This is a genomic window from Niallia oryzisoli (genome assembly GCF_043641075.1).
Lineage (GTDB): Bacteria > Bacillota > Bacilli > Bacillales > Cytobacillaceae > Bacillus_BD > Bacillus_BD oryzisoli_A.
Map to the genome: position 1 here is coordinate 1 of NZ_JBHZRC010000019.1, position 21,024 is coordinate 21,024.

Annotated in this window: 30 protein-coding genes, 1 rRNA gene and 1 pseudogene; 3 read left to right on the forward strand and 29 right to left on the reverse strand. The window is 39.1% G+C overall.

The genetic code is table 11. From position 1 onward, the window contains the following. Positions 1 to 65, reverse strand: a 16S ribosomal RNA gene (locus tag ACHUFV_RS25560); the annotation flags it as partial. A gap of 230 nt (positions 66 to 295) precedes the next feature. Continuing rightward, the gene (locus ACHUFV_RS25565; RefSeq protein ID WP_394239206.1) at positions 296 to 556 is read right to left on the reverse strand and encodes a hypothetical protein; all 261 of its coding nucleotides are present in this window, start codon (positions 554 to 556) and stop codon (positions 296 to 298) included. Positions 557 to 687: 131 nt separating this feature from the next. On the opposite strand from ACHUFV_RS25565, the gene pdaB reads away from it, so the two are divergent. Continuing rightward, a complete protein-coding gene (gene pdaB, locus ACHUFV_RS25570) occupies positions 688 to 1,434 on the forward strand; it encodes a polysaccharide deacetylase family sporulation protein PdaB (protein WP_394239208.1) in 747 nt (248 codons plus the stop codon). A 359-nt stretch (positions 1,435 to 1,793) separates the two neighbouring features. Here pdaB and ACHUFV_RS25575 read toward each other — a convergent pair whose 3' ends face one another. Beyond that, positions 1,794 to 2,432 carry a KinB-signaling pathway activation protein gene (locus ACHUFV_RS25575; RefSeq protein ID WP_394239210.1) on the reverse strand — a complete coding sequence of 213 codons (639 nt, stop codon included), beginning with the start codon at positions 2,430 to 2,432 and terminating at the stop codon, positions 1,794 to 1,796. 149 nt (positions 2,433 to 2,581) lie between these two features. On the opposite strand from ACHUFV_RS25575, the gene gerD reads away from it, so the two are divergent. Beyond that, positions 2,582 to 3,157, forward strand: a complete 576-nt coding sequence (gene gerD, locus ACHUFV_RS25580; RefSeq protein WP_394239212.1) for a spore germination lipoprotein GerD — start codon at positions 2,582 to 2,584, stop codon at positions 3,155 to 3,157. A gap of 46 nt (positions 3,158 to 3,203) precedes the next feature. Here the strand turns inward: gerD and ACHUFV_RS25585 are convergent, their stop codons facing one another. The 3 genes from ACHUFV_RS25585 to ACHUFV_RS25595 form a co-directional block, all read right to left on the reverse strand. Continuing rightward, a complete protein-coding gene (locus ACHUFV_RS25585) occupies positions 3,204 to 4,259 on the reverse strand; it encodes an Mrp/NBP35 family ATP-binding protein (RefSeq protein ID WP_394239214.1) in 1,056 nt (351 codons plus the stop codon). A gap of 127 nt (positions 4,260 to 4,386) precedes the next feature. Then, complete coding sequence (gene cwlD / locus ACHUFV_RS25590) at positions 4,387 to 5,106, reverse strand: N-acetylmuramoyl-L-alanine amidase CwlD (RefSeq protein ID WP_394239216.1); 720 nt, start codon at positions 5,104 to 5,106, stop codon at positions 4,387 to 4,389. An 80-nt stretch (positions 5,107 to 5,186) separates the two neighbouring features. Next, positions 5,187 to 5,630: a YbaK family protein gene (locus ACHUFV_RS25595; RefSeq protein ID WP_394239218.1), complete on the reverse strand. Its 444-nt coding sequence runs from the start codon at positions 5,628 to 5,630 to the stop codon at positions 5,187 to 5,189. A 243-nt stretch (positions 5,631 to 5,873) separates the two neighbouring features. On the opposite strand from ACHUFV_RS25595, the gene ACHUFV_RS25600 reads away from it, so the two are divergent. Next, positions 5,874 to 6,773: a nuclease-related domain-containing protein gene (locus ACHUFV_RS25600; protein WP_394239219.1), complete on the forward strand. Its 900-nt coding sequence runs from the start codon at positions 5,874 to 5,876 to the stop codon at positions 6,771 to 6,773. Positions 6,774 to 7,854: 1,081 nt separating this feature from the next. Here the strand turns inward: ACHUFV_RS25600 and rpsI are convergent. From rpsI to rplE, 23 genes and pseudogenes are all read right to left on the reverse strand, one after another. Beyond that, on the reverse strand, positions 7,855 to 8,247 hold the full coding sequence (gene rpsI, locus ACHUFV_RS25605) for a 30S ribosomal protein S9 (RefSeq protein WP_394239220.1): 393 nt from the start codon (positions 8,245 to 8,247) through the stop codon (positions 7,855 to 7,857). A gap of 21 nt (positions 8,248 to 8,268) precedes the next feature. Next, positions 8,269 to 8,706: a 50S ribosomal protein L13 gene (gene rplM, locus ACHUFV_RS25610; RefSeq protein WP_394239222.1), complete on the reverse strand. Its 438-nt coding sequence runs from the start codon at positions 8,704 to 8,706 to the stop codon at positions 8,269 to 8,271. 214 nt (positions 8,707 to 8,920) lie between these two features. Beyond that, on the reverse strand, positions 8,921 to 9,661 hold the full coding sequence (gene truA / locus ACHUFV_RS25615; RefSeq protein WP_394239224.1) for a tRNA pseudouridine(38-40) synthase TruA: 741 nt from the start codon (positions 9,659 to 9,661) through the stop codon (positions 8,921 to 8,923). A gap of 10 nt (positions 9,662 to 9,671) precedes the next feature. After that, positions 9,672 to 10,469, reverse strand: a complete 798-nt coding sequence (locus tag ACHUFV_RS25620; protein ID WP_394239226.1) for an energy-coupling factor transporter transmembrane component T family protein — start codon at positions 10,467 to 10,469, stop codon at positions 9,672 to 9,674. Beyond that, positions 10,466 to 11,335, reverse strand: coding sequence for an energy-coupling factor ABC transporter ATP-binding protein (locus ACHUFV_RS25625; RefSeq protein WP_394239228.1), 870 nt, complete (start codon positions 11,333 to 11,335; stop codon positions 10,466 to 10,468). The genes ACHUFV_RS25620 and ACHUFV_RS25625 overlap by 4 nt, the downstream gene beginning before the upstream one ends. Continuing rightward, positions 11,311 to 12,150 (reverse strand): energy-coupling factor ABC transporter ATP-binding protein, encoded by an 840-nt coding sequence (locus ACHUFV_RS25630; RefSeq protein ID WP_394239230.1) that lies wholly within the window; start codon positions 12,148 to 12,150, stop codon positions 11,311 to 11,313. The genes ACHUFV_RS25625 and ACHUFV_RS25630 overlap by 25 nt, the downstream gene beginning before the upstream one ends. Positions 12,151 to 12,722: 572 nt before the next feature. After that, complete coding sequence (rplQ, locus tag ACHUFV_RS25635; protein WP_394239231.1) at positions 12,723 to 13,085, reverse strand: 50S ribosomal protein L17; 363 nt, start codon at positions 13,083 to 13,085, stop codon at positions 12,723 to 12,725. Between the two features lie 81 nt (positions 13,086 to 13,166). After that, the gene (locus ACHUFV_RS25640; RefSeq protein ID WP_394239324.1) at positions 13,167 to 14,111 is read right to left on the reverse strand and encodes a DNA-directed RNA polymerase subunit alpha; all 945 of its coding nucleotides are present in this window, start codon (positions 14,109 to 14,111) and stop codon (positions 13,167 to 13,169) included. 167 nt (positions 14,112 to 14,278) lie between these two features. Next, positions 14,279 to 14,668 (reverse strand): 30S ribosomal protein S11, encoded by a 390-nt coding sequence (gene rpsK / locus ACHUFV_RS25645; protein ID WP_071396695.1) that lies wholly within the window; start codon positions 14,666 to 14,668, stop codon positions 14,279 to 14,281. A 22-nt stretch (positions 14,669 to 14,690) separates the two neighbouring features. Further along, complete coding sequence (gene rpsM, locus ACHUFV_RS25650) at positions 14,691 to 15,056, reverse strand: 30S ribosomal protein S13 (RefSeq protein ID WP_071396696.1); 366 nt, start codon at positions 15,054 to 15,056, stop codon at positions 14,691 to 14,693. 23 nt (positions 15,057 to 15,079) lie between these two features. Further along, a complete protein-coding gene (gene rpmJ / locus ACHUFV_RS25655) occupies positions 15,080 to 15,193 on the reverse strand; it encodes a 50S ribosomal protein L36 (protein ID WP_003156543.1) in 114 nt (37 codons plus the stop codon). Positions 15,194 to 15,231: 38 nt separating this feature from the next. Then, on the reverse strand, positions 15,232 to 15,450 hold the full coding sequence (gene infA / locus ACHUFV_RS25660) for a translation initiation factor IF-1 (protein ID WP_009791305.1): 219 nt from the start codon (positions 15,448 to 15,450) through the stop codon (positions 15,232 to 15,234). 77 nt (positions 15,451 to 15,527) lie between these two features. Continuing rightward, positions 15,528 to 15,638 (reverse strand): annotated as a pseudogene (locus ACHUFV_RS25665) (type I methionyl aminopeptidase); the annotation flags it as partial. A 20-nt stretch (positions 15,639 to 15,658) separates the two neighbouring features. After that, on the reverse strand, positions 15,659 to 16,312 hold the full coding sequence (locus ACHUFV_RS25670; RefSeq protein WP_394239234.1) for an adenylate kinase: 654 nt from the start codon (positions 16,310 to 16,312) through the stop codon (positions 15,659 to 15,661). Positions 16,313 to 16,382: 70 nt separating this feature from the next. Next, complete coding sequence (secY, locus tag ACHUFV_RS25675; protein WP_394239236.1) at positions 16,383 to 17,678, reverse strand: preprotein translocase subunit SecY; 1,296 nt, start codon at positions 17,676 to 17,678, stop codon at positions 16,383 to 16,385. Continuing rightward, positions 17,678 to 18,118 (reverse strand): 50S ribosomal protein L15, encoded by a 441-nt coding sequence (gene rplO, locus ACHUFV_RS25680; RefSeq protein WP_394239238.1) that lies wholly within the window; start codon positions 18,116 to 18,118, stop codon positions 17,678 to 17,680. Before rplO ends, secY begins: the two co-directional genes overlap by 1 nt. 33 nt (positions 18,119 to 18,151) lie before the next feature. After that, positions 18,152 to 18,334 (reverse strand): 50S ribosomal protein L30, encoded by a 183-nt coding sequence (gene rpmD, locus ACHUFV_RS25685; protein WP_394239240.1) that lies wholly within the window; start codon positions 18,332 to 18,334, stop codon positions 18,152 to 18,154. A 13-nt stretch (positions 18,335 to 18,347) separates the two neighbouring features. Continuing rightward, complete coding sequence (gene rpsE, locus ACHUFV_RS25690) at positions 18,348 to 18,848, reverse strand: 30S ribosomal protein S5 (protein ID WP_394239242.1); 501 nt, start codon at positions 18,846 to 18,848, stop codon at positions 18,348 to 18,350. Positions 18,849 to 18,872: 24 nt separating this feature from the next. Continuing rightward, positions 18,873 to 19,235 (reverse strand): 50S ribosomal protein L18, encoded by a 363-nt coding sequence (rplR, locus tag ACHUFV_RS25695; RefSeq protein ID WP_394239244.1) that lies wholly within the window; start codon positions 19,233 to 19,235, stop codon positions 18,873 to 18,875. Between the two features lie 32 nt (positions 19,236 to 19,267). Next, positions 19,268 to 19,804: a 50S ribosomal protein L6 gene (gene rplF / locus ACHUFV_RS25700; protein ID WP_394239246.1), complete on the reverse strand. Its 537-nt coding sequence runs from the start codon at positions 19,802 to 19,804 to the stop codon at positions 19,268 to 19,270. A 31-nt stretch (positions 19,805 to 19,835) separates the two neighbouring features. Then, positions 19,836 to 20,234 (reverse strand): 30S ribosomal protein S8, encoded by a 399-nt coding sequence (gene rpsH, locus ACHUFV_RS25705; protein ID WP_394239247.1) that lies wholly within the window; start codon positions 20,232 to 20,234, stop codon positions 19,836 to 19,838. Positions 20,235 to 20,264: 30 nt separating this feature from the next. Next, positions 20,265 to 20,450 (reverse strand): 30S ribosomal protein S14, encoded by a 186-nt coding sequence (rpsN, locus tag ACHUFV_RS25710; protein ID WP_001085700.1) that lies wholly within the window; start codon positions 20,448 to 20,450, stop codon positions 20,265 to 20,267. Between the two features lie 25 nt (positions 20,451 to 20,475). Then, a complete protein-coding gene (rplE, locus tag ACHUFV_RS25715; RefSeq protein ID WP_394239249.1) occupies positions 20,476 to 21,015 on the reverse strand; it encodes a 50S ribosomal protein L5 in 540 nt (179 codons plus the stop codon). Positions 21,016 to 21,024 lie beyond the last annotated feature (9 nt).

Below are 21,024 nucleotides of genomic sequence, written 5' to 3' on the forward strand. Positions count from 1 at the left end.
TCGACTTGCATGTATTAGGCACGCCGCCAGCGTTCGTCCTGAGCCAGGATCAAACTCTCCAATAAGATTGTTTGACTCGCTCATAATTTAATGCCTTTTTATAAAAGACTAAAAGTTAAAACGTTGACGTTTTTGTTTGTTTAGTTTTCAAAGAACAATTGTAAAAACCTGTAAAAACAAGCTTTATTATAATAACATTTCAGACTGAATCATGTCAACCTTTTTTTATTTTTCATAATCAAAAGTTACTGTTCATCAGCGACGTTTATTAATATAACAAGATTGTAAATCGAAGTCAATAACTTTTTTGATTTTTTTTGTATCGATTAGACACCTTAGTAACCTTTGATGTGGTACGCATATATCGCAAGCAATCCTTCGGCTCTGCTACCCTCTTAAATAACGTAAATAAATGCTTATAGCGCTCCTCCATTCCCTTTTTTACAATCAGATCAATGCGGTCATCCTTTAAATCAAAAAGAATCTCATCCATCTCTCTCTTTAATAAATATTGCATTTCCTTAATCTCCATTTCATTTAATAACACACCAATCATCCTGTTAACCCCTTGCCATCATTATTTTTACTGTAGTGTTTTCATTTTTTAAACTTTTTATGAAAAATTTAGTTCATTTTCTTTTAAGTTCCTCATAGGATTGTACAGAGAGTGTGGGACGAGGTGATCAGATGAATTTTTTCTTTGTGTTGAATGGAAAAACGATTAAACAAATTTTATTAATTTGTATGGCCTCATTTTTCACTGCATGGTTTTTATTTTTAGGAAATATGATTCAAGTCCCCGTTTTTTCAGCAAAGGATGGTCCTAAGGCTGTTTATAAGGGGGAAAAGGATATTGCTTTAACCTTTAATATCGGCTGGGGTGATGAAAAGGCAGAACCCATACTGGATGCATTAAAAAAGTATAATGTGAAATCAGCTACCTTTTTCTTATCAGGCTCATGGGCGGAGCGGCATCCGGATCTTGTTAATCGAATTGTGAAGGAAGGCTATGAAATCGGTATTCTTGGTTATGAGTACAAGGATTACACAGAATTGGAAGAGGAAAAAGTTAGACAGGATATCGCAAATGCTCAAACCGCTTTTAAAAAGCTTAACGTAAATAATATTCAGCTTCTCCGCTCTCCAACCGGGCACTTTGATGCAAAAACCTTAAAGATTGCCCAAAGGTATGGATATACGGTGGTTCACTGGAGCATTGATTCCAAGGATTGGACAAATCCCGGTATTAAAGTGATTACTGAAAATGTTGCAAAGGCGAAGAAAGGGGATATTATTCTTCTTCATGCTTCCGATTCTGCCAAACAGACGGAAAAAGCCCTGCCATATATTTTAGACAGCCTGAAGGACTATAAGCTAGTCACAGTATCAGAAATGATCGCAAACGCTAATACGAAGACATCTGAGATAAAGTAAGAGTTCGGTAAAAATAATAAATTAATGCACAAGGGGTTCCAAGTGGAGTTTCTTGTGCATTTTTTATTTTGGAATGTGCTTTAGGTAGACGTTTCCTCATACTGAACGCTTTGATTTGACCTTTAGATGTGCTCTATAAGACATTTCCTCTTCCGGCCTTCTGCATTTTGTTCTTTAGACGTACTCTATAAGACATTTCCTCTTCCGGCCTTCTGCATTTTGTTCTTTAGACGTACTCTATAGGACATTTCCTCTTTCGGATTTCTGCATTTTGTTCTTTAGACGCGCACACGCTAAGTCACTTTATCACATAAAAAAATGCCCCTCATCAAAATGAAGAACATTTTCCTAACTTCAGCCTAGGCCGGTTTATTATTTGATTTGGCTTGTCTCTCTTTGTTCGAGTTCTCATTAAGCTTATGCAGAATAAGCAGCTGGTAGGCATTACACACTAGTAATGGGAAGACCATTAAATAGAGCCAATTATAATCATTTAATCTTAAAATTGGCACCCACTCGAGAATGGTTACAACAACCATAAAGAATAAGGCTGGAATAAAAGCACTACTATTCGTTTGTTTAACCTTGAAATAGGCTGTGACTAATCCAACCACTAGTATCATAATTGCTGGAAACAGGAATGGCAGAATTCCATCCCCCGCTTCGGCAAATGATTTATAGCGGAAATAGACCAGATCATATAAAGCAAATAGGATGAATATAACTTGTACTCCATTCCAAAGGGATGCTGATTTGAAAATCCCCAGTCCAAAACGATGTACAGTTAGATAGGCAAAGAAGGATACTTGACTGACCAAGCTGAAAATCAATCCTACACCAAAAAGCCAAAAGAATGTTGAAATAATTTTTAAAATGTTAAAATTCGAAAAATAAGGCGCAAACTCATCCCATCTGATAATAAAACCCGTTATCCCCGTTACAAGCGCACCGATTAGTAAGGTAGAAAAAAATAATTTCACTACATTTCGACTAGTCACAATGCTATCCCCCAATATAAAAGTCTTCCATTACTGTAATTGTAACAACCAAACCTTGAAAAATCTAGGAATAGCTTTGCTGCGAATAATATTAATCAAAAATCTTCATCCTAACAGTAAGAATCACTCTGAAAGGAGCTTTAAACAAAATGAAGACCAAGACGATGTCCTTTCTCTTATTGATACTATCCATTTTCCTTTTTACTGGCTGTTCCCAGCAGGAATCCAGTAATAGTAAATTGGACTATGAGGAAACAAAGAAAATGGTTGTTGATATTTTAAAAACGGATGATGGAAAAAAAGCGATTCAAGACGTGATGTCTGATGAACAGCTAAGACAGCAGCTAATAATGGATCAGGCAATCGTAACAGAAACCGTACAAAATACATTAACTAGCGATAAAGGAATTGAGTTTTGGAAAAAGACCTTCTCAGATCCAGAATTTGCAGAAACCATTGCCAAAACCATGCAGAAGGAAAATGAACAGCTTTTGAAAAATTTAATGAATGACCCTGAGTATCGTGGCAAAATGATTGAAGTCATGAAGGATCCAGAACTTGAGAAAGAAATGACGTCCGTGCTTAAAGGAAACGAATACCGTGAACATCTGAAGCAGGTTGTAACCGAAACAATTGAAAGCCCCTTATATCAAACCAAGATTCAGGAGCTTCTTTTAAAAGCAGCAGAATCTAAAGCATCTGACGCAAAAACGGATGAAGCATAAATAAGAAAGAGCTCCCTGTTAAATGAGAGCTCTTTTTCTTATAAAATTATTTACTTAGATTTTGAACCACTTTCTGAGCGATATCCAGATAAATCTTGCCCAGCTGATGATCCTCCTGGTAAACAGAAGGCGCAAAGTCCTCTTCATTCCAATCAGGCTGTGCTAGTGGCAGTTGACCAAGCAGCTCGGTATTTAACACATCAGCTAATTTATCTCCTCCGCCTTTACCAAACACATATTCCTTTTCACCTGTTACCTTACTTTCAAAGTAGGACATATTTTCGATAACACCCAAAATTTCGTGATCTGTTTTTAAGGCCATTGCACCTGCACGTGCAGCAACAAAGGCTGCTGTTGGATGTGGAGTTGTTACGATAATTTCCTTACAAGTCGGCAGCATGGTATGAAGATCAAGTGCTACGTCTCCTGTACCTGGAGGAAGGTCGAGTAATAAATAATCTAAATCTCCCCAAGTTACTTCTTTAAAGAAGCTGTTTAGCATTTTTCCAAGCATCGGACCGCGCCAGATGATTGGTGAATTATCCTCAACAAAGAAGCCCATGGAAATCACCTGCACGCCAAAGCGTTCCACTGGGATGATTTTTTCCCCTTGTACTGCCGGACGAGACGTGATCCCCATCATATCCGGTACACTGAAGCCGTAAATATCAGCATCAACAAGACCAACCTTCTTGCCTAGTCTTGCAAGCGCTACCGCTAAATTGACAGAGATAGTTGATTTTCCAACTCCGCCTTTACCACTTGCAATGGCAATAAATGTAGTCCCGCCGTTTGCCGATAATAATCCATTTTCTCCTTTAGGAGCTTCAGTCTGATATTTTGCAATCACTTCTGCAGGAAGTTCAGTAAAACGGATTCCTACCGTATCTGCTCCAGCCTCTTTCAAAAGATTAACGATTTGTGTTTGCAGCTGAAGCTGCTCGGCAGTTCCTGTCTTCGTAATCGCAATCTTTACACTAACATGATTTTTCTCTTCCTTTACTTTTATCTCTTCAATAGCATTTAATTCTGCTAATGATATATGTAAGAAAGGCTCTTTAACCGGATTTAAAAGCTCACGCGCTTGTTCAACTGAAAACATTTACTTAGCACCTACCTTATTGTATTCTATCTCCCAGTATACCACAGGGAATGAAAATCACTATTATTCCAAATCACAGTTTTACGTTTATTTTTGTAAAATACAAAAAAAGGCGTCGTATAAACGCCTATTCAGGTATTACAATTTCATTCTCAGCTGTATAATACCGCATGATTCCATTATAGATGGAGGCAGCGAGCATATCCTGATAGCTATCCTCCTTCAAGCGGGCCTTTTCCCCCGGATTTGATAAGAATCCTACTTCAACTAACACACCGGGGTTTTTGGCATGCTTTAAAATATAAACATTGCTGATTGGCTTGGCCTCACGCTTTGTATTGCCTAGATTAATTTTAAATTCATCCTGAATAAACTTTGCGGCCCGCTTATTCTCTTCATATTGCGGTGCATAGAATGTTTGTGCCCCGCTCCATCTCGGTGAAGGGATGGAATTCAGATGGATACTGACGTAGAAATCCACATCCTTCTTGTTAATCATTTCAAGACGTTTCTTTAGGTCTTCAACTTTCCTTCGGCTGTATCCCCTTGTATCTTCCTTCGCTAAATCCTTATCAACCTCTCTCGTCATCACAATAAGCGCACCTTGCTCTTGAAGGTAATCCTTTAGCTTTAAAGTGACATCTAAGGCAATATCCTTTTCTAATGCGTCTTTATCACCCGCTCCTCCATCCGGGCCGCCATGACCGGGATCGAGCAGAATGACTTTTCCTGATAAAGGAAGATTCCAGGATTTCCATGAATCCTCCTCTGTGAAATCATACTGCAAAATAAAAAACAGGACGATAAGTCCAAGCGAAAATAAACTTATTTTCCAGCCTTTTTTCATTAGTATCCATCAATCCCTCCGACTTGTCCTTTGCAATACAATATATGGGACAAGAAGAAAGGGTAGAACTATTAAAAAATTTAATGAAGCTTTAGCTTAATTCTGCGTTCTCCTTTATAAAAGCCCTCTAACCACCAGCTATTCACATACTGCTCACAGAGATAGTAAAGCGATTCACTTAATGCGCCTTCTTCACCGCTTCCCCAGTACAATAAGAAATTATATAAAGTATCAACAAGATGCTTCTCTTCCTGCTGACAACGCCTTTTCACTTCCTTCGCAGACTCACCGTAATAACCAAAACGGCCCATATTCGCCCCTAATAGATAGGCTTCAATGGCTACATCGTAGCAGGCCTCTTCAATTCCTGTATTCATAATTAAACTTTGTGTTAGTCGTGATGAACCAAAATATTGCTGAACCTTCTCCTTTAATGCTTTCACTGATATTTCACGGAGAACCGATTTTTCATATTTCAATTGTTTTTCTCTTCTTTTTTCAACAAAGGTTGTAATGACTGTCACTTCTTTTTCACCTCTTTAAAAGTAGTCTTTAACTACAAGAAGAGGGTCATTCATTTCAAAGCCCTGAATTAAATGCCAATTTTTAAGTGGAATGCACTTTGAGACCAAAAGTTCCAAGCAACCACTAGATTTAGTTTTTAGAAAAAAATGTTAACAGAATAGTAATAAAGAATTCCAAAATATAGATTATTTTTTAATAAAATAGGGATAGGCATGATTTTAAATAATGAGAGGAAGTGGATTATGCTGTTAAAGGAACGAGCTATACCAGCTGAGTTGAAAGCAATGCGATCGCTTAACACAAGAATGAACTTGTCAGCAAATGAGAAAGCCCGTTTAAAGAACTTGGAAAAAGGCTATCAAGGGGAAATAATGTTTGACCAATTATCGGAGAAACTTCAATCTGAGGTGTTTATTTTAAATGATTTATGTTTGGAACATAACAACTCCATTTTCCAAATTGATACTTTAATCATTTCTAAGGATACCCATTACCTAATTGAAGTGAAAAATTTCGAGGAAGATTTTTATTATGAAAATGACAGCTTTTTTTCACTAAACAAGACTGAACTGAAAAATCCATTAGACCAGCTAAAGCGTTGCAAATTACTATTTAGTCAGCTACTCCAAAGCCAAGGATATCATGTAAATATTGAAGGTTACGTTGTGTTTATTAATCCTGAGTTCACACTATACCAGGCACCCATTAATGAACCTATTATTTACCCCACTCAAATCAATCGCTTCATGAAAAAGTTAAACCAGAAACCCTCAAAATTAAATGAAATCCACAAAAGGCAGGCCGATAAATTAATCTCGCAGCATCAAATTTCACAGCCCCGATTACCTCCATATCAATATGATCAGCTAATAAAGGGTATTTTTTGTTCTGAATGCCACACCTCGATTAGTCATGTATCTGTAAAAAATGTAAAATGTCATATATGCGGCCATGAAGAGAGTGTTGAAACCGCGATTTTACGGTGCGTAGAAGAACTAAGGATACTTGTTCCAGATATAAAATTAACTACTAAGGTCGTGTTTGAGTGGTGTAGAGTAATTGAATCTAAAAAACAGATTTCACGCATACTTAAAGAGAATTTCAACGTAATTGGCTATGGTAAGTGGACCTATTTTGAATGATAAGTATTACTAGGAGTATCATGTGAACACAGTATAAATGAGTGTGGTCATCTATACCCTGTTTACACTACCCATTTAAAGCTGATTACCCTTATCCAGTCGACTATACCCTTTATACGCTACCCATTTGACTCTGATTGCCTTTTTCCAGTCGCCTATACCCTGTTTACACTACCCAACTGACTCGGATTACCTGTTTCCGGTCGACTATACCCTGGTTACACTACCCATTTGACTCGGATTACCTTTTTCCGGTCGCCTATACCCTGGTTACACTACCCATTTGACTCGGATTACCTTTTTCCGGTCGCTTATACCTTGTTTACACTACCCATTTGACTCGGGTTACCTTTTTCCAGTCGCCTATACCTTGTTTACACTACCCAATTGACTCGGGTTACCTGTTTCCGGTCGCCTATACCCTGGTTACACTACCCATTTGACTCGGATTACCTTTTTCCAGTCGCTTATACCTTGTTTACACTACCCATTTGACTCGGATTACCTTTTTCCGGTCGCCTAGACCCTGTTTACACTACCCATTTGACTCGGATTACCTTTTTCCGGTCGCTTATACCTTGTTTACACTACCCATTTGACTCGGATTACCTTTTTCCGGTCGCCTATACCTTGTTTATACTACCCATTTGACTCGGATTACCTTTTTCCAGGCGCCTATACCTTATTTACACTACCCTTTTAAAGCTGATTATCTTTTTCCAGGCGCCTAGACCCTGTTTACACTACCCTTTTAAAGCTGATTACCTTTTTCCGGGCGCCTATACACTGTTTACACTACCCTTTTAAAGCTGATTACCTTTTTCCAGGCGCCTATATCCTGTTTACGCTACCCAATTAACTCGGTTTACCTTTTTCCAGGCGCCTATACCCTGTTTACACTACCCAAATGAATATAATCACCTTTTTCCGGGTGCCTATACCCTGTTTACTCTATCCAATTAACTTTAATAACGATCACCAGCACTCTTGTACGGCTGGCCAAATGACTATCAACTCTTTTTTTATCAAAGAAAATAAAAAGACTCCCAACCAAATAGTTGAGAGTCTTGAAACGTCCAAATTAACGTTTTGAGAACTGAGGTGCACGACGAGCGCCTTTAAGACCGTATTTCTTACGTTCTTTCATACGTGGGTCACGAGTTAGTAATCCAGCGCGCTTTAGAGTAGGACGGAATTCTGGATCAGCTTGAAGTAATGCACGAGCGATACCGTGACGGATTGCTCCAGCTTGACCAGTGTAACCTCCACCTGTAACATTTACAAGAACATCATAGCTGCCAAGAGTTTCAGTAGCTACTAAAGGTTGGTTAACAACCTCACGTAATGCCGCGAATGGAATATACTCAACCATTTCACGACCATTGATGATTACTTTACCGTCGCCTGGAACTAAACGAACACGTGCAACGGAGCTTTTACGACGACCAGTACCGATATATTGAACCTGTGCCAAGATAATAACCTCCCTTATAAATTATCCACGAAGTTCGTAAACTTCAGGTTTTTGAGCTTGGTGCGGATGTTCGCTACCAGCATATACGTGTAATTTGCTGAACATTTGACGACCAAGAGTATTCTTTGGAAGCATACCTTTGATTGCTAGTTCAAGCATTCTTTCTGGATAGTTTGTACGCATTTCAAGAGCCGTTCTAGTTTTTAAACCACCTGGGTGTAAGCTGTGACGGTAGTAAATCTTGTCAGTTAGCTTTTTACCAGTTAATTCAATTTTTGAAGCATTTAAGATGATTACGTGATCACCAGTGTCAACATGTGGTGTGTAAGTTGGTTTATGTTTACCGCGTAAGATGGATGCAACTTCAGTAGCAAGACGACCTAATGTTTTGCCTTCTGCATCAACAACGTACCATTTACGCTCAATATTTTGTGCATTCGCCATAAACGTTGTACGCATGAGTTTCCCTCCTAATAATAACTGTTTAATTTTTTTAAAAAAGTTCATTTCTCGTATTTAATCACAATAAGTTCCGGGGCTTATCGTGGGATTAAAAATCATACCATATAATAATATAACCTAACATACCTAATGTCAAGAAAATGTTACACCAGGTTTAGTTGTTATGAAAAAAATATTCTATCCAGATTCGAAATGCTGCTCTGTTTCATCTTTAATAAAACACTTCCCATAAATACAAGCCATGCGCGGCAGCTGTTTTCCCTGCTAAGCTTCTATCTTTACCGGCAAGGATTGATTCCATATCACTCGGCTGACGAAGTCCGCGGCCTGTTTCTAGAAGGGTGCCAACTAGGATTCTAACCATATTATACAGAAATCCATTCCCGGCAAAACGGAAAGTCAACAGGTCCCCGTCTCTTTCAATAGTAATCATTGAGATTGTACGAACACGGTCTTCAACCTCAGTTTTTGCTGAACAAAAACTTGTAAAGTCATGAGTCCCAACTAAATAGGCAGCAGCAGCCTTCATTTGTACAATATCCAGCGGGTATCCATATTGATATTGATAATGACGCGTAAAGGGGTCCTTAGAGTCGGCCAGGTTGACAAAATAGCGGTATTCCTTTCCTGATGCATCAAAACGTGCATGGAAGCCTGGAGGGGCCTTTTCAACCCTTTGAACTGCTATGTCATCTGGAAGAAGGGAGTGCAGTGCCTTCACCCAACGGTCTTCAGGTATCTGTAAGGGGGAGTCAAAGTGAATGACCTGACCCCTTGCATGAACTCCCGCATCCGTTCTACCTGAAGCTGTAATTCTGATGTGACTCCCTTTATGAAGCTTTGTTAATACAGCTTCTATTTCACTTTGTACCGTACGTTTATTTGGCTGAACCTGGTAGCCGGAAAACAAAGTGCCATCGTAGCTAATTGTACATATAAATCGCTGCATCATGAACCCCTCATTACGTTCTAAATAGTATTAAGAGGACGGTAACCACAGCCAATAATAATAGCATAGCTGTATCCGAAAACGTCCAGTTTAACTGGCGATATTTTGTCCTGCCTTCACCGCCACGGTAGCCTCTTGCTTCCATTGCGACCGCAAGCTCCTCCGCCCTTTTAAATGAGCTGATAAATAATGGGATAAGAAGCGGAATAATAGCCTTAAGACGATCCTTTACAGGTCCGCTGGAAAAATCAACTCCGCGTGCCGTTTGTGCCTTCATAATAATATCGGTTTCCTGCATAAGCGTCGGAATAAAGCGAAGCGAAATCGACATCATTAAAGCCAGTTCATGAACCGGGAATTTTACTTTTTTAAGCGGCGCAAGCAAATACTCAATTCCATCCGTTATTTCGATCGGAGTAGTGGTGAGTGTCAATAGAGATGTCACCAGGATAAGCAGGAAAAAGCGCAGTGAAATAAAAATCCCTTGCCTAATTCCCTCTTCATAAAACTTAATCCAGCCCCATTCGAAGATCAACTCCCCTTCACGGGTAAAAAAGAAATGCAGCAGCAATGTAAATAGAACAAGCCATAAAACAGGTATAAGACCAATTAAAATAAAACGAACAGGTACCTTTGATTGCATAATCATAAAGATTGTATAGACTAATAAAATCCCATAGGTAATTGTATTATTTGCAATAAAGACGATACAAACAAAGAGAAAGACAATCAGCAGCTTTGACCGAGGGTCCATCCGGTGAAGAAGTGACTCTGCTGGAACATAGCGGCCAAAAATCATTTTATCCATCATTTTGGCACACCTCTTTTCATGCATTCAGCAACAGACTCTGCTAATTGCTCTGTTGTTAGACATATCCGATCCAGCTTTACTTGACAAGTTTCCTCAAAGCTTTTCTGAAACCGGATGACCTCTGGAACGTCTAGGCCAAGCTCCATTAAGCCTTCAGGTGCAGCAAAAATTTCCTCAGGAGTTCCCTTTTTATATACTTCGCCCTTATGCATGACGATAATTTGGTCGGCATAACGTGCGGCATCTTCCATACTATGGGTTACGAGAATCGTTGAAAGCTTTTTCTCTTTGTGTAGGGAATAGAACATATTCATGATTTCTTTACGACCGCGTGGGTCAAGACCTGCAGTTGGTTCATCCAAAACGATGACATCCGGCTCCATGGCCAAAACACCAGCAATGGCCACCCGTCTCATTTGACCTCCCGAAAGATCGAATGGAGACTTTTGCAAGAAGTCCTCTGAGAGGCCGACCTGTTTGATTACTTCTTTCGCTCTTCGTTTCGCTTCTTCTTCTGTCACACCAAAATTCATTGGACCAAAACAAATATCCTTTTCAATCGTTTCTTCGAATAGCTGATGTTCAGGAAATTGAAAAACAATCCCAACTCTTTGTCTTACCTTTTTTAATTTTTTTTGCTTTTGACCAGCCGTTATTTCTGTGTCACCAATGACGATTTTTCCCTTTGTCGGTTTTAAAAGTGCATTCAGATGCTGCAGCACTGTAGACTTACCGGAACCGGTATGACCAATAATTGCAAGATATGTGCCTTCAGGGATATCAAAAGACACATTCTTTAACGCCAGCCGTTCAAAGGGTGTGTTAGCCTGATAACGGTATTCTACCTGTTGAAGTGAGATGTCCATAGCTCTGCCACCAACTCTTTTTCTGATAAATAGGGCTTATCAATCTCGATACCCTTTTCTTTCAACAGCTTGCTCATTTTGACTGGGAAAGGAATATCTAACCCTAGAGCAATCAGTTCTTCATCCATTTGAAATATATCCTCCGGGATGCCTTCCCGATAAAGTTTTCCTTTATTCATGACAATGATTCGATCTGCCTTGGCGGCTTCTTCTAAATCATGCGTGATGGAAATAACGGTCATATTATGAGTAGCCTTTAATTCTCTGACTGTGCTTAGTACCTCTTCCCGGCCGCGAGGATCAAGCATAGATGTCGCTTCATCCAAAATAATTAGAGCAGGACGTAGTGCAATAACACCAGCTATAGCTACCCTTTGCTTTTGACCTCCTGAGAGATTATGCGGCTCTTGGTTTAGAAAAGAATCCATTTGAACCTTTTCTAGTGAGCTTTTTACTCGCTCAATCATGTCCTCTCTTTGAATCCCGTTGTTTTCTAGAGCAAAAGCAACATCATCCTGAACTGTCGCACCAACGAATTGATTATCAGGATTCTGAAACACCATACCAACCTGTCGTCGGACCTCCCAGACAGTTTCCTCTGTTAAAGGAATACCACAAACCGTGATGTGCCCACTGTTTGGAAATTGAAGCCCATTTAGAAGCTTAGCAAGGGTCGATTTCCCAGACCCATTATGTCCGACAATGGCAAGCCATTCTCCTTCATAGATTGTCATTGATACATCATCAAGCGCAAAAGATGTTTGATCTTCATATTGATAAGATATATTTTCTATTTGAACAAGCGGCTTTCGCATCCTGATCCTCCTCTCAGCTCTCAACCGATGTCTTAACAAAAGACATGATTCGCTATCTTTCTACACTATACTAAACTAATCCCAATGAAATCTAGTATATAAAGAATAAAAAAAATACTCGCCAAATTGGCGAGCTTATGATTGTGAAGCAATCGATATATCTGACGTTAATATGTGCAACACGCATGCAGAACTAGTATATATATCAACCGTATTTCTGCGATCTGTGAATAGTGATTGCTACCAAAATCATTGCTCAGATAAACTTACGGGTTAGCACAAAAAAGCCTGCGTCTTTTCACATGAACAACACTTTGTCCATTACGATTAAGTGAAAAGACGCATGAGCTAGACGAGACATGTCAGCATGTATCAAGCAAAAACATTAGACACAAGCACATAATCAATAATGATTTACGTACCATCCATTCATATGGAGGGACATGCTCATCGTAACGCTCTTTTTTGGCTGTGTGAGGACATGTTCCTCACTGCTGGGAATTTTGAAAAAAGGGCAATGAACAAGTTCAATGTAAAACTGTCCTTTGCCCTTGTTGTTTAATAAACCCTTATTAAACTAGTTCAATGATAACCATTGGCGCACCGTCTCCGCGACGAGGTCCAAGTTTCATGATACGAGTATATCCACCTTGACGCTCTTCATAACGTGGTGCAATATCAGTGAATAGCTTTTGTAAAGCATCCTGATTTGTTTCAGCGTTTGCTACCTCATTACGAATATAAGCTGCAGCTTGACGACGAGCATGCAAGTCTCCACGTTTACCAAGCGTAATCATTTTTTCAACAACAGAACGAAGCTCTTTTGCGCGAGTTTCAGTTGTTTGGATACGCTCGTTAATGATTAAGTCTGTTGTTAAATCGCGTAGCATAGCTTTACGTTGTGAGCTAGTACGTCCTAACTTTCTGTATCCCATGGAAAGTTTCCCTCCTTTGTTGAAGTTTTGAATCTTGTGTTATTCATTAAAGTCAAGCAATCATTTCACAGAGTGAACGAATCAATCGTCTTTACGTAATCCTAACCCAAGCTCTTCTAATTTATGTTTTACTTCTTCAAGAGATTTTCTACCAAGATTTCGTACCTTCATCATATCTTCTTCAGTTTTATTTGCTAATTCCTGAACAGTGTTGATGCCTGCACGCTTTAGGCAGTTATATGAACGAACAGAAAGATCTAATTCTTCAATTGTCATCTCTAGAACTTTTTCTTTTTGATCTTCTTCTTTTTCAACCATAATCTCAGCGTTTTGAGCTTCATCTGTCAAGCCGACAAAAATGTTTAAATGCTCATTTAAAATCTTTGCCCCAAGTGCAATTGCATCTTGTGGTCCTGTGCTGCCATCTGTCCAAACATCAAGTGTTAACTTATCAAAGTTAGTCATTTGACCGACACGTGTATTTTCCACCTGGTAAGAGACACGCGAAACTGGAGTGTAAATAGAGTCGATAGGAATTACACCGATTGGTTGGTCTTCCCGTTTGTTTTGATCAGCAGGAGTATATCCTCGCCCACGGCGGGCAGTCAATCTCATCCGTAGATGACCATTTGAACCAAGCGTTGCAATGTGAAGATCAGGATTAAGGACTTCGACATCACTATCGTGAGTCACATCCGCAGCTTTCACAACACCTTCGCCTTGTACATCAATTTCAAGAGTCTTTTCTTCATCAGAATAGATTTTAAGTGCCATTTTTTTAATGTTTAAGATGATTGACGTAACATCTTCAACTACACCTTCAATTGTAGAGAACTCATGAAGTACTCCGTCAATTTGAATCGATGTAACAGCAGCGCCAGGGAGTGAGGATAATAAAATACGACGTAAGGAATTACCTAATGTAGTACCATACCCACGCTCAAGTGGCTCCACGACGAACTTCCCATATTTGGCATCATCGCTGATCTCAATCGTTTCGATTTTTGGTTTTTCTATTTCGATCATCAAAATATACCCTCCTTCAAAACGTCGAAACCCCGGCTAGGTTCCTAACCGAAATTCCCCCAGTATACAATCCCATTTGTGCACAACAACTGGAATAATTCTGTATAAAGAAAATAATTTCTATCATAACCCATTATAGACAAGGTTACAAATTCTATACAGAAAAATTACACACGACGACGTTTTGGAGGACGACAACCGTTATGAGGAACAGGCGTTACGTCTTTAATTGCTGTTACTTCTAAACCTGCAGCTTGAAGAGCACGGATAGCAGCTTCACGTCCAGCACCTGGTCCTTTAACAGTAACTTCTAAAGTTTTCATTCCATGTTCCATTGATGCTTTTGCAGCAGTTTCAGCAGCCATTTGAGCAGCGAATGGAGTTGATTTACGAGAACCTTTAAAGCCTAGAGCACCAGCACTTGACCATGATAATGCGTTCCCATGAACATCAGTGATCGTTACAATTGTGTTATTAAAAGTTGAACGGATATGTGCAACTCCTGCTTCAATATTCTTTTTCACACGACGTTTGCGTGTATTAGTTTTACGTGCCATGTAAATATACCTCCTTTACCGATTATTTCTTTTTGTTCGCTACAGTCTTACGAGGACCTTTACGAGTACGAGCGTTGTTTTTAGTGTTTTGTCCACGAACTGGTAAACCACGACGGTGACGAAGACCGCGGTAACATCCGATTTCCATTAGACGTTTGATGTTAAGGGAAACTTCACGACGAAGGTCACCTTCAACCTTTAATCTGTCAATGATTTCACGGATTTTATTTAGCTCATCTTCAGTTAAATCGCGAACGCGTGTGTCTTCAGAAACACCTGCTTCAGCTAGAACCTTTTGAGCAGTTACTTTACCAATTCCATAGATATAAGTTAATGAGATAACAATACGTTTTTCACGTGGAATATCTACACCTGCAATACGTGCCATTTACAAAAAGCACCTCCTTCTTATTATCCTTGTTTTTGTTTATGTTTAGGGTTTTCGCAGATAACCATGACTTTACCTTTTCTGCGGATAACTTTACATTTCTCGCAGATCGGCTTTACTGATGGTCTTACTTTCATTATCCTAACCTCCTTAATAGTACGGAGTGCAATGAGATTTATTTAAAACGGTAAGTGATTCTTCCGCGAGTCAAATCATAAGGTGAAAGCTCAACAGTTACCTTATCACCAGGTAGAATACGAATAAAATGCATTCTTATTTTCCCTGATACATGAGCCAAAACTGTATGACCATTTTCTAACTCTACCTTAAACATAGCGTTAGGTAGAGTTTCAATAACCGTACCTTCTATCTCAATTACATCGTCTTTCGCCATCGAGAACATGCTCCCTTCTATTTCAGTTGTATCTTATTCAAGGCTTTATTCCTAAAGCGCCCTAATTGTAGATCCTAATGTAAGTCTTGCCCTATGCTAGATCCCACATACTCTTGCGCAATGGATAGGCCGTTTGATTTTGTATACGATTGAATGGTGTGGGAGATGTTCGATAAACGTTCACCTAGTCGCAAATGTTTACAAAGGATCATTCATGTAAGCTCCCGAGTAATTTATCGAGATCAGCAAAAACGATACGAATATCTTGTTGACCATTGATATTGCGTAAGTATCCTTTTGTCTCATAGAAATCAAGCAATGGTTTCGTCTGCTTTAAATTAACTTCTAAGCGATTACCAACCGTTTCTTCATTATCATCTGCACGTTGATATAAATCTCCGCCGCATTTATCGCAAACATCCTGCTGAGCAGGTGGGTTAAATACAAGATGATAAGTAGCTCCACATGACTTACAAATACGTCTGCCTGTTAAGCGCTCCATAAGAATCTCTTGGTCCACATCAATGTTTATAACAAAATCAATCTTTTTGTTCAAGTCAGAAAGGATGTTTTCAAGTGCTTCTGCTTGTGCGACCGTTCTTGGGAACCCATCAAGCAAGAAACCTTTATTACAATCAGCTTTACTTAAACGTTCACGTACAATACCAATTGTTACTTCATCAGGAACTAAGTTTCCTTTATCCATAAAGGATTTGGCTTGCAGCCCTAATTCAGTTCCATCTTTAATGGCAGCACGGAACATATCCCCAGTAGAAATATGAGGGATGCCGTATTTTTCGACGATTTTCTCAGCTTGTGTACCTTTTCCGGCACCAGGGAGCCCCATTAATACTAAATTCATGTGTATTCCCCCCTCGGTCCAATGAGTTATTTTGGAATAAGATCGAATCTAGATTCCTAAAAACCGAATATTATTTGATGAACCCTTTGTAGTGACGTTTCACTAATTGTGATTCCAACTGCTTCATTGTTTCAAGTGCAACCCCGATAACAATCAATAAGCTGGTACCGCCAATTTGTGCGGATTGCGGAAGTCCGGCTACTTTAGTGAAAAAGACCGGTAAAATGGCAATCACAGTCAAGAATAAAGATCCAACAAAAGTTAAGCGATATAGCGTACTAGTTAAATACTGCTGTGTATTTATTCCAGGACGAATACCAGGTATATATCCACCCTGTTTTTTCAAGTTATCAGCCACTTGTTCAGGGTTTACTTGAATAAATGCATAAAAATATGTGAACGCAATGATTAGAATAGCATACATAACCATTCCAATTGGATGCGTATAATCAAAGATCTTCTGTATCCAAAGCGTCACATCATTTTGTTCAAAGAATGAGGCAATCGTTCTAGGTGTCACAATAAATGACACTGCAAAAATAACAGGAATAACTCCAGCTGCATTGACCTTTAATGGTAAGTGAGTGGATTGACCACCAACTGGATTACGTCCGGCAACCATTCGTTTAGCATATTGAATTGGTATTTTTCTTAATGCTTCTTGGAAGAAGATAACACCAACAACAATAGCAATAATAGCAAGAACAATTAATAATACCGTAACAATCCGAATGAAAACATCTTCTCCGGCATTTTCAAATTGCTGTGCATATATTTGATTGATCGTACTTGGAATACCAGATACGATACCTGCAAAGATAATGATAGAAATACCATTTCCAACACCCTTTGAGGTAATCTGTTCACCTAACCATAAAAGAAAAGCAGTTCCTGCTGTTAGTACGAGAGCAATTAATAAATAAGACCCAATGCTAGGATTTTCAATTAACATCCCACCAGCCATATTATTAAACCCATATGACATACCAACTGCCTGGATAAACCCAAGAATAACTGTAAAGTAACGTGTAAATTGAGCTAATTTACGACGTCCAACCTCACCTTGCTTTGACCATTCCGTAAATTTAGGAACAACATCCATCTGTAATAACTGAATGATGATGGAAGCAGTGATATACGGCATGATCCCCATTGCTAATATTGAGAAGTTTTTTAACGCTCCCCCAGCAAATGTATTCAATACTCCAAACACACTAAGCTGATCTTGAGCAGCGAGAATCTCTGCATTCACATTCGGTACAGGGATAAATGTACCGATGCGAAATACAATCAACATTAAAAGGGTGAATATGATTTTTCGTCTTATATCACCCACGCGCATAAAATTGGAGATTGTCTGAAACATTAGATCACCTCAGCATTACCGCCGGCAGCTTCAATTGATTCCTTTGCAGCAGAGGAGAATTTGTGAGCTTTAACAGATAGTTTCTTTTCAAGCTTTCCTTTTGCAAGGATTTTGATTCCAGACTTTTCGTTACTTACAACACCAGTTTCGATTAACAATTCTGGAGTAACTTCTGTTCCCTCTTCAAATCGGTTAAGAGTATCAAGATTTACAATTGCATACTCTTTACGGTTAATGTTTGTAAAACCACGCTTTGGTAAACGACGGAATAAAGGAGTTTGACCACCTTCAAATCCAAGACGAACACCACCGCCTGAACGGGCGTTTTGTCCTTTATGACCTTTACCAGCAGTTTTACCATTACCAGAACCGATACCACGTCCTTTACGCTTACGCTCTTGACGAGATCCCTCTGCAGGTTTTAATTCATGAAGTTTCATTTTGGCACCTCCTTATTTTTAAGAAGAATGATATTAGATTTCTTTTACAGTTACTAAGTGAGAAACTTTGTTAATCATTCCGCGAATTGCAGGATTATCCTGCTGCTCAACTGTTTGATTCATTTTACGTAAACCAAGAGCCTTTACTGTCTCTCTTTGGTCCTGTGTACGACCAATAACACTGCGAGTGAGGGTAATTTGTAATTTATTTGCCATTATATTTCCCTCCTTATCCTAACAGTTCTTCTACTGATTTACCACGTAATTTAGCTACGTCTTCAGCACGTTTCATTTGTTTTAAACCGTCAATTGTTGCACGAACCATGTTGATCGGTGTGTTAGTACCTAGAGATTTAGATAGGATATCACCAACACCTGCTAACTCTAGTACTGCACGAACCGGTCCACCAGCGATAACTCCTGTACCTTCTGAAGCAGGTTTAAGAAGAATTTCACCAGCACCATAATGTCCGATTACTTGATGAGGAATTGATGTACCAACCATTGGTACTTCAATTAGATTTTTCTTTGCATCTTCGATTGCTTTGCGGATTGCATCAGGAACTTCCTGTGCCTTACCAGTACCGAAGCCTACGTGTCCATTTTTATCGCCAACTACTACAAGAGCAGTGAAGCGGAAACGACGTCCACCTTTAACAACTTTCGCAACACGGTTAACCGTTACTACGCGTTCTTCTAGTTCAAGCTTATTGGAATCAATGCGACGCATCTTTTTGTGTCCCTCCTTTGTCTATTAGAATTCTAAACCGTTCTCACGTGCAGCATCTGCTAATGCTTTAACACGTCCATGATATAAATATCCTCCACGGTCAAAAACAACAGATGTAATACCTTTTTCAACAGCACGTTTAGCTACTAGTTCACCGATCTTAACAGCAGCATCAGAATTGCTTGCAGATTCAACACTAACTTCTTTATCTAATGTAGAAGCACTTGCTAAAGTAACTCCGTTAACATCATCAATTAGTTGTGCATAAATGTGCTTGTTTGAACGGTACACATTTAAACGAGGACGAGCAGCAGTTCCAGAAAGTTTAGAACGCACACGTGCGTGTCTTTTCTTACGCACTGCATTTTTATCAGCCTTCGTAATCATCTTGGTCACTCCTTTCGTTTAGCTATGCAGCATTACTTACCTGTTTTACCTTCCTTACGACGTACAAATTCGCCTTCATAACGAATACCTTTACCTTTGTATGGCTCAGGTGGACGAACGTCACGGATATTGGCAGCTAATGCGCCTACACGCTCTTTGCTTGTACCTTTAACAATTACCTTTGTATTTGCAGGTACTTCTATTTCAATACCTTCTTCAGGTTCAATTTCAACTGGGTGAGAATAACCAACGTTCAATACAAGTTTTTTACCTTGTTTTTGTGCACGGTATCCGACACCGATTAATTCAAGTGACTTTTCGAAGCCTTTAGAAACGCCCTCTACCATGTTAGAAAGTAACGCGCGAGTCGTTCCGTGCAATGCGCGATGTTCTTTCGCATCAGATGGACGAGATACTTGGATCACGTTTTCTTCCACCTTGATTTCGATATCAGGATTAAATGAACGAGAAAGTTCACCTTTAGGACCTTTTACAGTCACTGTATTTTTATCAAATGAAATCGTAACTCCAGCAGGAATTTCGATTGGTTTTTTACCTACACGAGACATTTATTGCACCTCCATTCATTGAAAAAATCTATTACCAAACGTATGCTAGTACTTCTCCGCCAACTTGTTTAGCACGAGCTTCTTTATCAGTAAGAACTCCTTGAGAAGTAGATACTAATGCAATTCCAAGTCCGTTAAGTACACGCGGTACTTCATCAGCTTTCGCATATACACGTAGACCTGGTTTACTGATACGCTTAAGACCAGTAATTACACGCTCATTGCTAGCACCGTACTTTAAGAAAATGCGGATGATACCTTGTTTATTATCTTCGATAAATTCTACATCACGAACGAAACCTTCACGCTTTAGAATATCAGCGATTTCTTTTTTAATATTAGAAGCAGGAACTTCTAACTTTTCGTGACGAACCATATTTGCATTACGAATACGAGTAAGCAAATCTGCAATTGGATCTGTCATGACCATTTGATTTTACCTCCTTCCCAGTTTTGGGTTTTACCAGCTTGCTTTTTTAACACCAGGAATTTGTCCTTTATATGCTAATTCACGGAAACAAATTCTGCAAAGCTTAAATTTGCGGTATACAGAATGTGGACGTCCACAACGTTCGCAACGTGTATATTCTTGCACTTTGAATTTTGGCGTGCGTTTTTGTTTCGCAATCATTGACTTTTTAGCCACGTTTTCGCCTCCCTCTATTTAGAGATTACTTTTGGAATGGCATTCCGAATTGAGTTAAAAGTTCACGAGCTTCTTCATCAGTATTAGCAGTAGTAACGATAACGATATCCATACCACGTACCTTACTAACTTTATCATAATCAATTTCAGGGAAAATTAATTGTTCCCTTACACCAAGTGTGTAATTTCCACGACCATCAAATGACTTCTTAGAAATACCACGGAAGTCACGTACACGTGGAAGTGAAACTGATACTAATTTGTCGAAGAATTCATACATGCGCTCACCACGAAGTGTAACCTTCGCACCGATTGGCATACCTTCACGTAGTCGGAAACCAGCGATTGATTTCTTTGCACGAGTGACTAAAGGCTTTTGACCAGAAATCAAAGCTAATTCTTCAACAGCAGTATCAAGTGATTTTGCATTTTGTACTGCATCACCAACACCCATGTTAATTACGATCTTCTCAATTTTAGGAACTTGCATAACTGATTTATAGTTAAACTTGCTTACTAAAGCAGGAGTAATTTCTTTAACATATTTTTCTTTTAGGCGGCTCATTCATTTTAC

What these genes read in the sequence shown, in the direction of transcription:
- rpmD (WP_394239240.1), bottom strand. Translation starts at nt 18,334, where the DNA reads ATGGCAAATAAATTACAAATTACCCTCACTCGCAGTGTTATTGGTCGT.
- rpmJ (WP_003156543.1), bottom strand. Translation starts at nt 15,193, where the DNA reads ATGAAAGTAAGACCATCAGTAAAGCCGATCTGCGAGAAATGTAAAGTT.
- ACHUFV_RS25585 (WP_394239214.1), bottom strand. Translation starts at nt 4,259, where the DNA reads ATGTTTTCAGTTGAACAAGCGCGTGAGCTTTTAAATCCGGTTAAAGAG.
- ACHUFV_RS25670 (WP_394239234.1), bottom strand. Translation starts at nt 16,312, where the DNA reads ATGAATTTAGTATTAATGGGGCTCCCTGGTGCCGGAAAAGGTACACAA.
- ACHUFV_RS25630 (WP_394239230.1), bottom strand. Translation starts at nt 12,150, where the DNA reads ATGCGAAAGCCGCTTGTTCAAATAGAAAATATATCTTATCAATATGAA.
- rpsK (WP_071396695.1), bottom strand. Translation starts at nt 14,668, where the DNA reads ATGGCACGTAAAACTAATACACGCAAACGTCGTGTGAAAAAGAATATT.
- ACHUFV_RS25625 (WP_394239228.1), bottom strand. Translation starts at nt 11,335, where the DNA reads ATGGACATCTCACTTCAACAGGTAGAATACCGTTATCAGGCTAACACA.
- ACHUFV_RS25640 (WP_394239324.1), bottom strand. Translation starts at nt 14,111, where the DNA reads ATGATCGAAATAGAAAAACCAAAAATCGAAACGATTGAGATCAGCGAT.
- truA (WP_394239224.1), bottom strand. Translation starts at nt 9,661, where the DNA reads ATGATGCAGCGATTTATATGTACAATTAGCTACGATGGCACTTTGTTT.
- ACHUFV_RS25565 (WP_394239206.1), bottom strand. Translation starts at nt 556, where the DNA reads ATGATTGGTGTGTTATTAAATGAAATGGAGATTAAGGAAATGCAATAT.
- secY (WP_394239236.1), bottom strand. Translation starts at nt 17,678, where the DNA reads ATGTTTCAGACAATCTCCAATTTTATGCGCGTGGGTGATATAAGACGA.
- rpsM (WP_071396696.1), bottom strand. Translation starts at nt 15,056, where the DNA reads ATGGCACGTATTGCAGGTGTAGATATTCCACGTGAAAAACGTATTGTT.
- rpsH (WP_394239247.1), bottom strand. Translation starts at nt 20,234, where the DNA reads ATGGTCATGACAGATCCAATTGCAGATTTGCTTACTCGTATTCGTAAT.
- cwlD (WP_394239216.1), bottom strand. Translation starts at nt 5,106, where the DNA reads ATGAAAAAAGGCTGGAAAATAAGTTTATTTTCGCTTGGACTTATCGTC.
- rplR (WP_394239244.1), bottom strand. Translation starts at nt 19,235, where the DNA reads ATGATTACGAAGGCTGATAAAAATGCAGTGCGTAAGAAAAGACACGCA.
- infA (WP_009791305.1), bottom strand. Translation starts at nt 15,450, where the DNA reads ATGGCGAAAGACGATGTAATTGAGATAGAAGGTACGGTTATTGAAACT.
- gerD (WP_394239212.1), top strand. Translation starts at nt 2,582, where the DNA reads ATGAAGACCAAGACGATGTCCTTTCTCTTATTGATACTATCCATTTTC.
- rplQ (WP_394239231.1), bottom strand. Translation starts at nt 13,085, where the DNA reads ATGGGATACAGAAAGTTAGGACGTACTAGCTCACAACGTAAAGCTATG.
- rpsE (WP_394239242.1), bottom strand. Translation starts at nt 18,848, where the DNA reads ATGCGTCGCATTGATTCCAATAAGCTTGAACTAGAAGAACGCGTAGTA.
- pdaB (WP_394239208.1), top strand. Translation starts at nt 688, where the DNA reads ATGAATTTTTTCTTTGTGTTGAATGGAAAAACGATTAAACAAATTTTA.
- rplM (WP_394239222.1), bottom strand. Translation starts at nt 8,706, where the DNA reads ATGCGTACAACGTTTATGGCGAATGCACAAAATATTGAGCGTAAATGG.
- rplE (WP_394239249.1), bottom strand. Translation starts at nt 21,015, where the DNA reads ATGAGCCGCCTAAAAGAAAAATATGTTAAAGAAATTACTCCTGCTTTA.
- ACHUFV_RS25600 (WP_394239219.1), top strand. Translation starts at nt 5,874, where the DNA reads ATGCTGTTAAAGGAACGAGCTATACCAGCTGAGTTGAAAGCAATGCGA.
- rplF (WP_394239246.1), bottom strand. Translation starts at nt 19,804, where the DNA reads ATGTCTCGTGTAGGTAAAAAACCAATCGAAATTCCTGCTGGAGTTACG.
- ACHUFV_RS25620 (WP_394239226.1), bottom strand. Translation starts at nt 10,469, where the DNA reads ATGATGGATAAAATGATTTTTGGCCGCTATGTTCCAGCAGAGTCACTT.
- rplO (WP_394239238.1), bottom strand. Translation starts at nt 18,118, where the DNA reads ATGAAACTTCATGAATTAAAACCTGCAGAGGGATCTCGTCAAGAGCGT.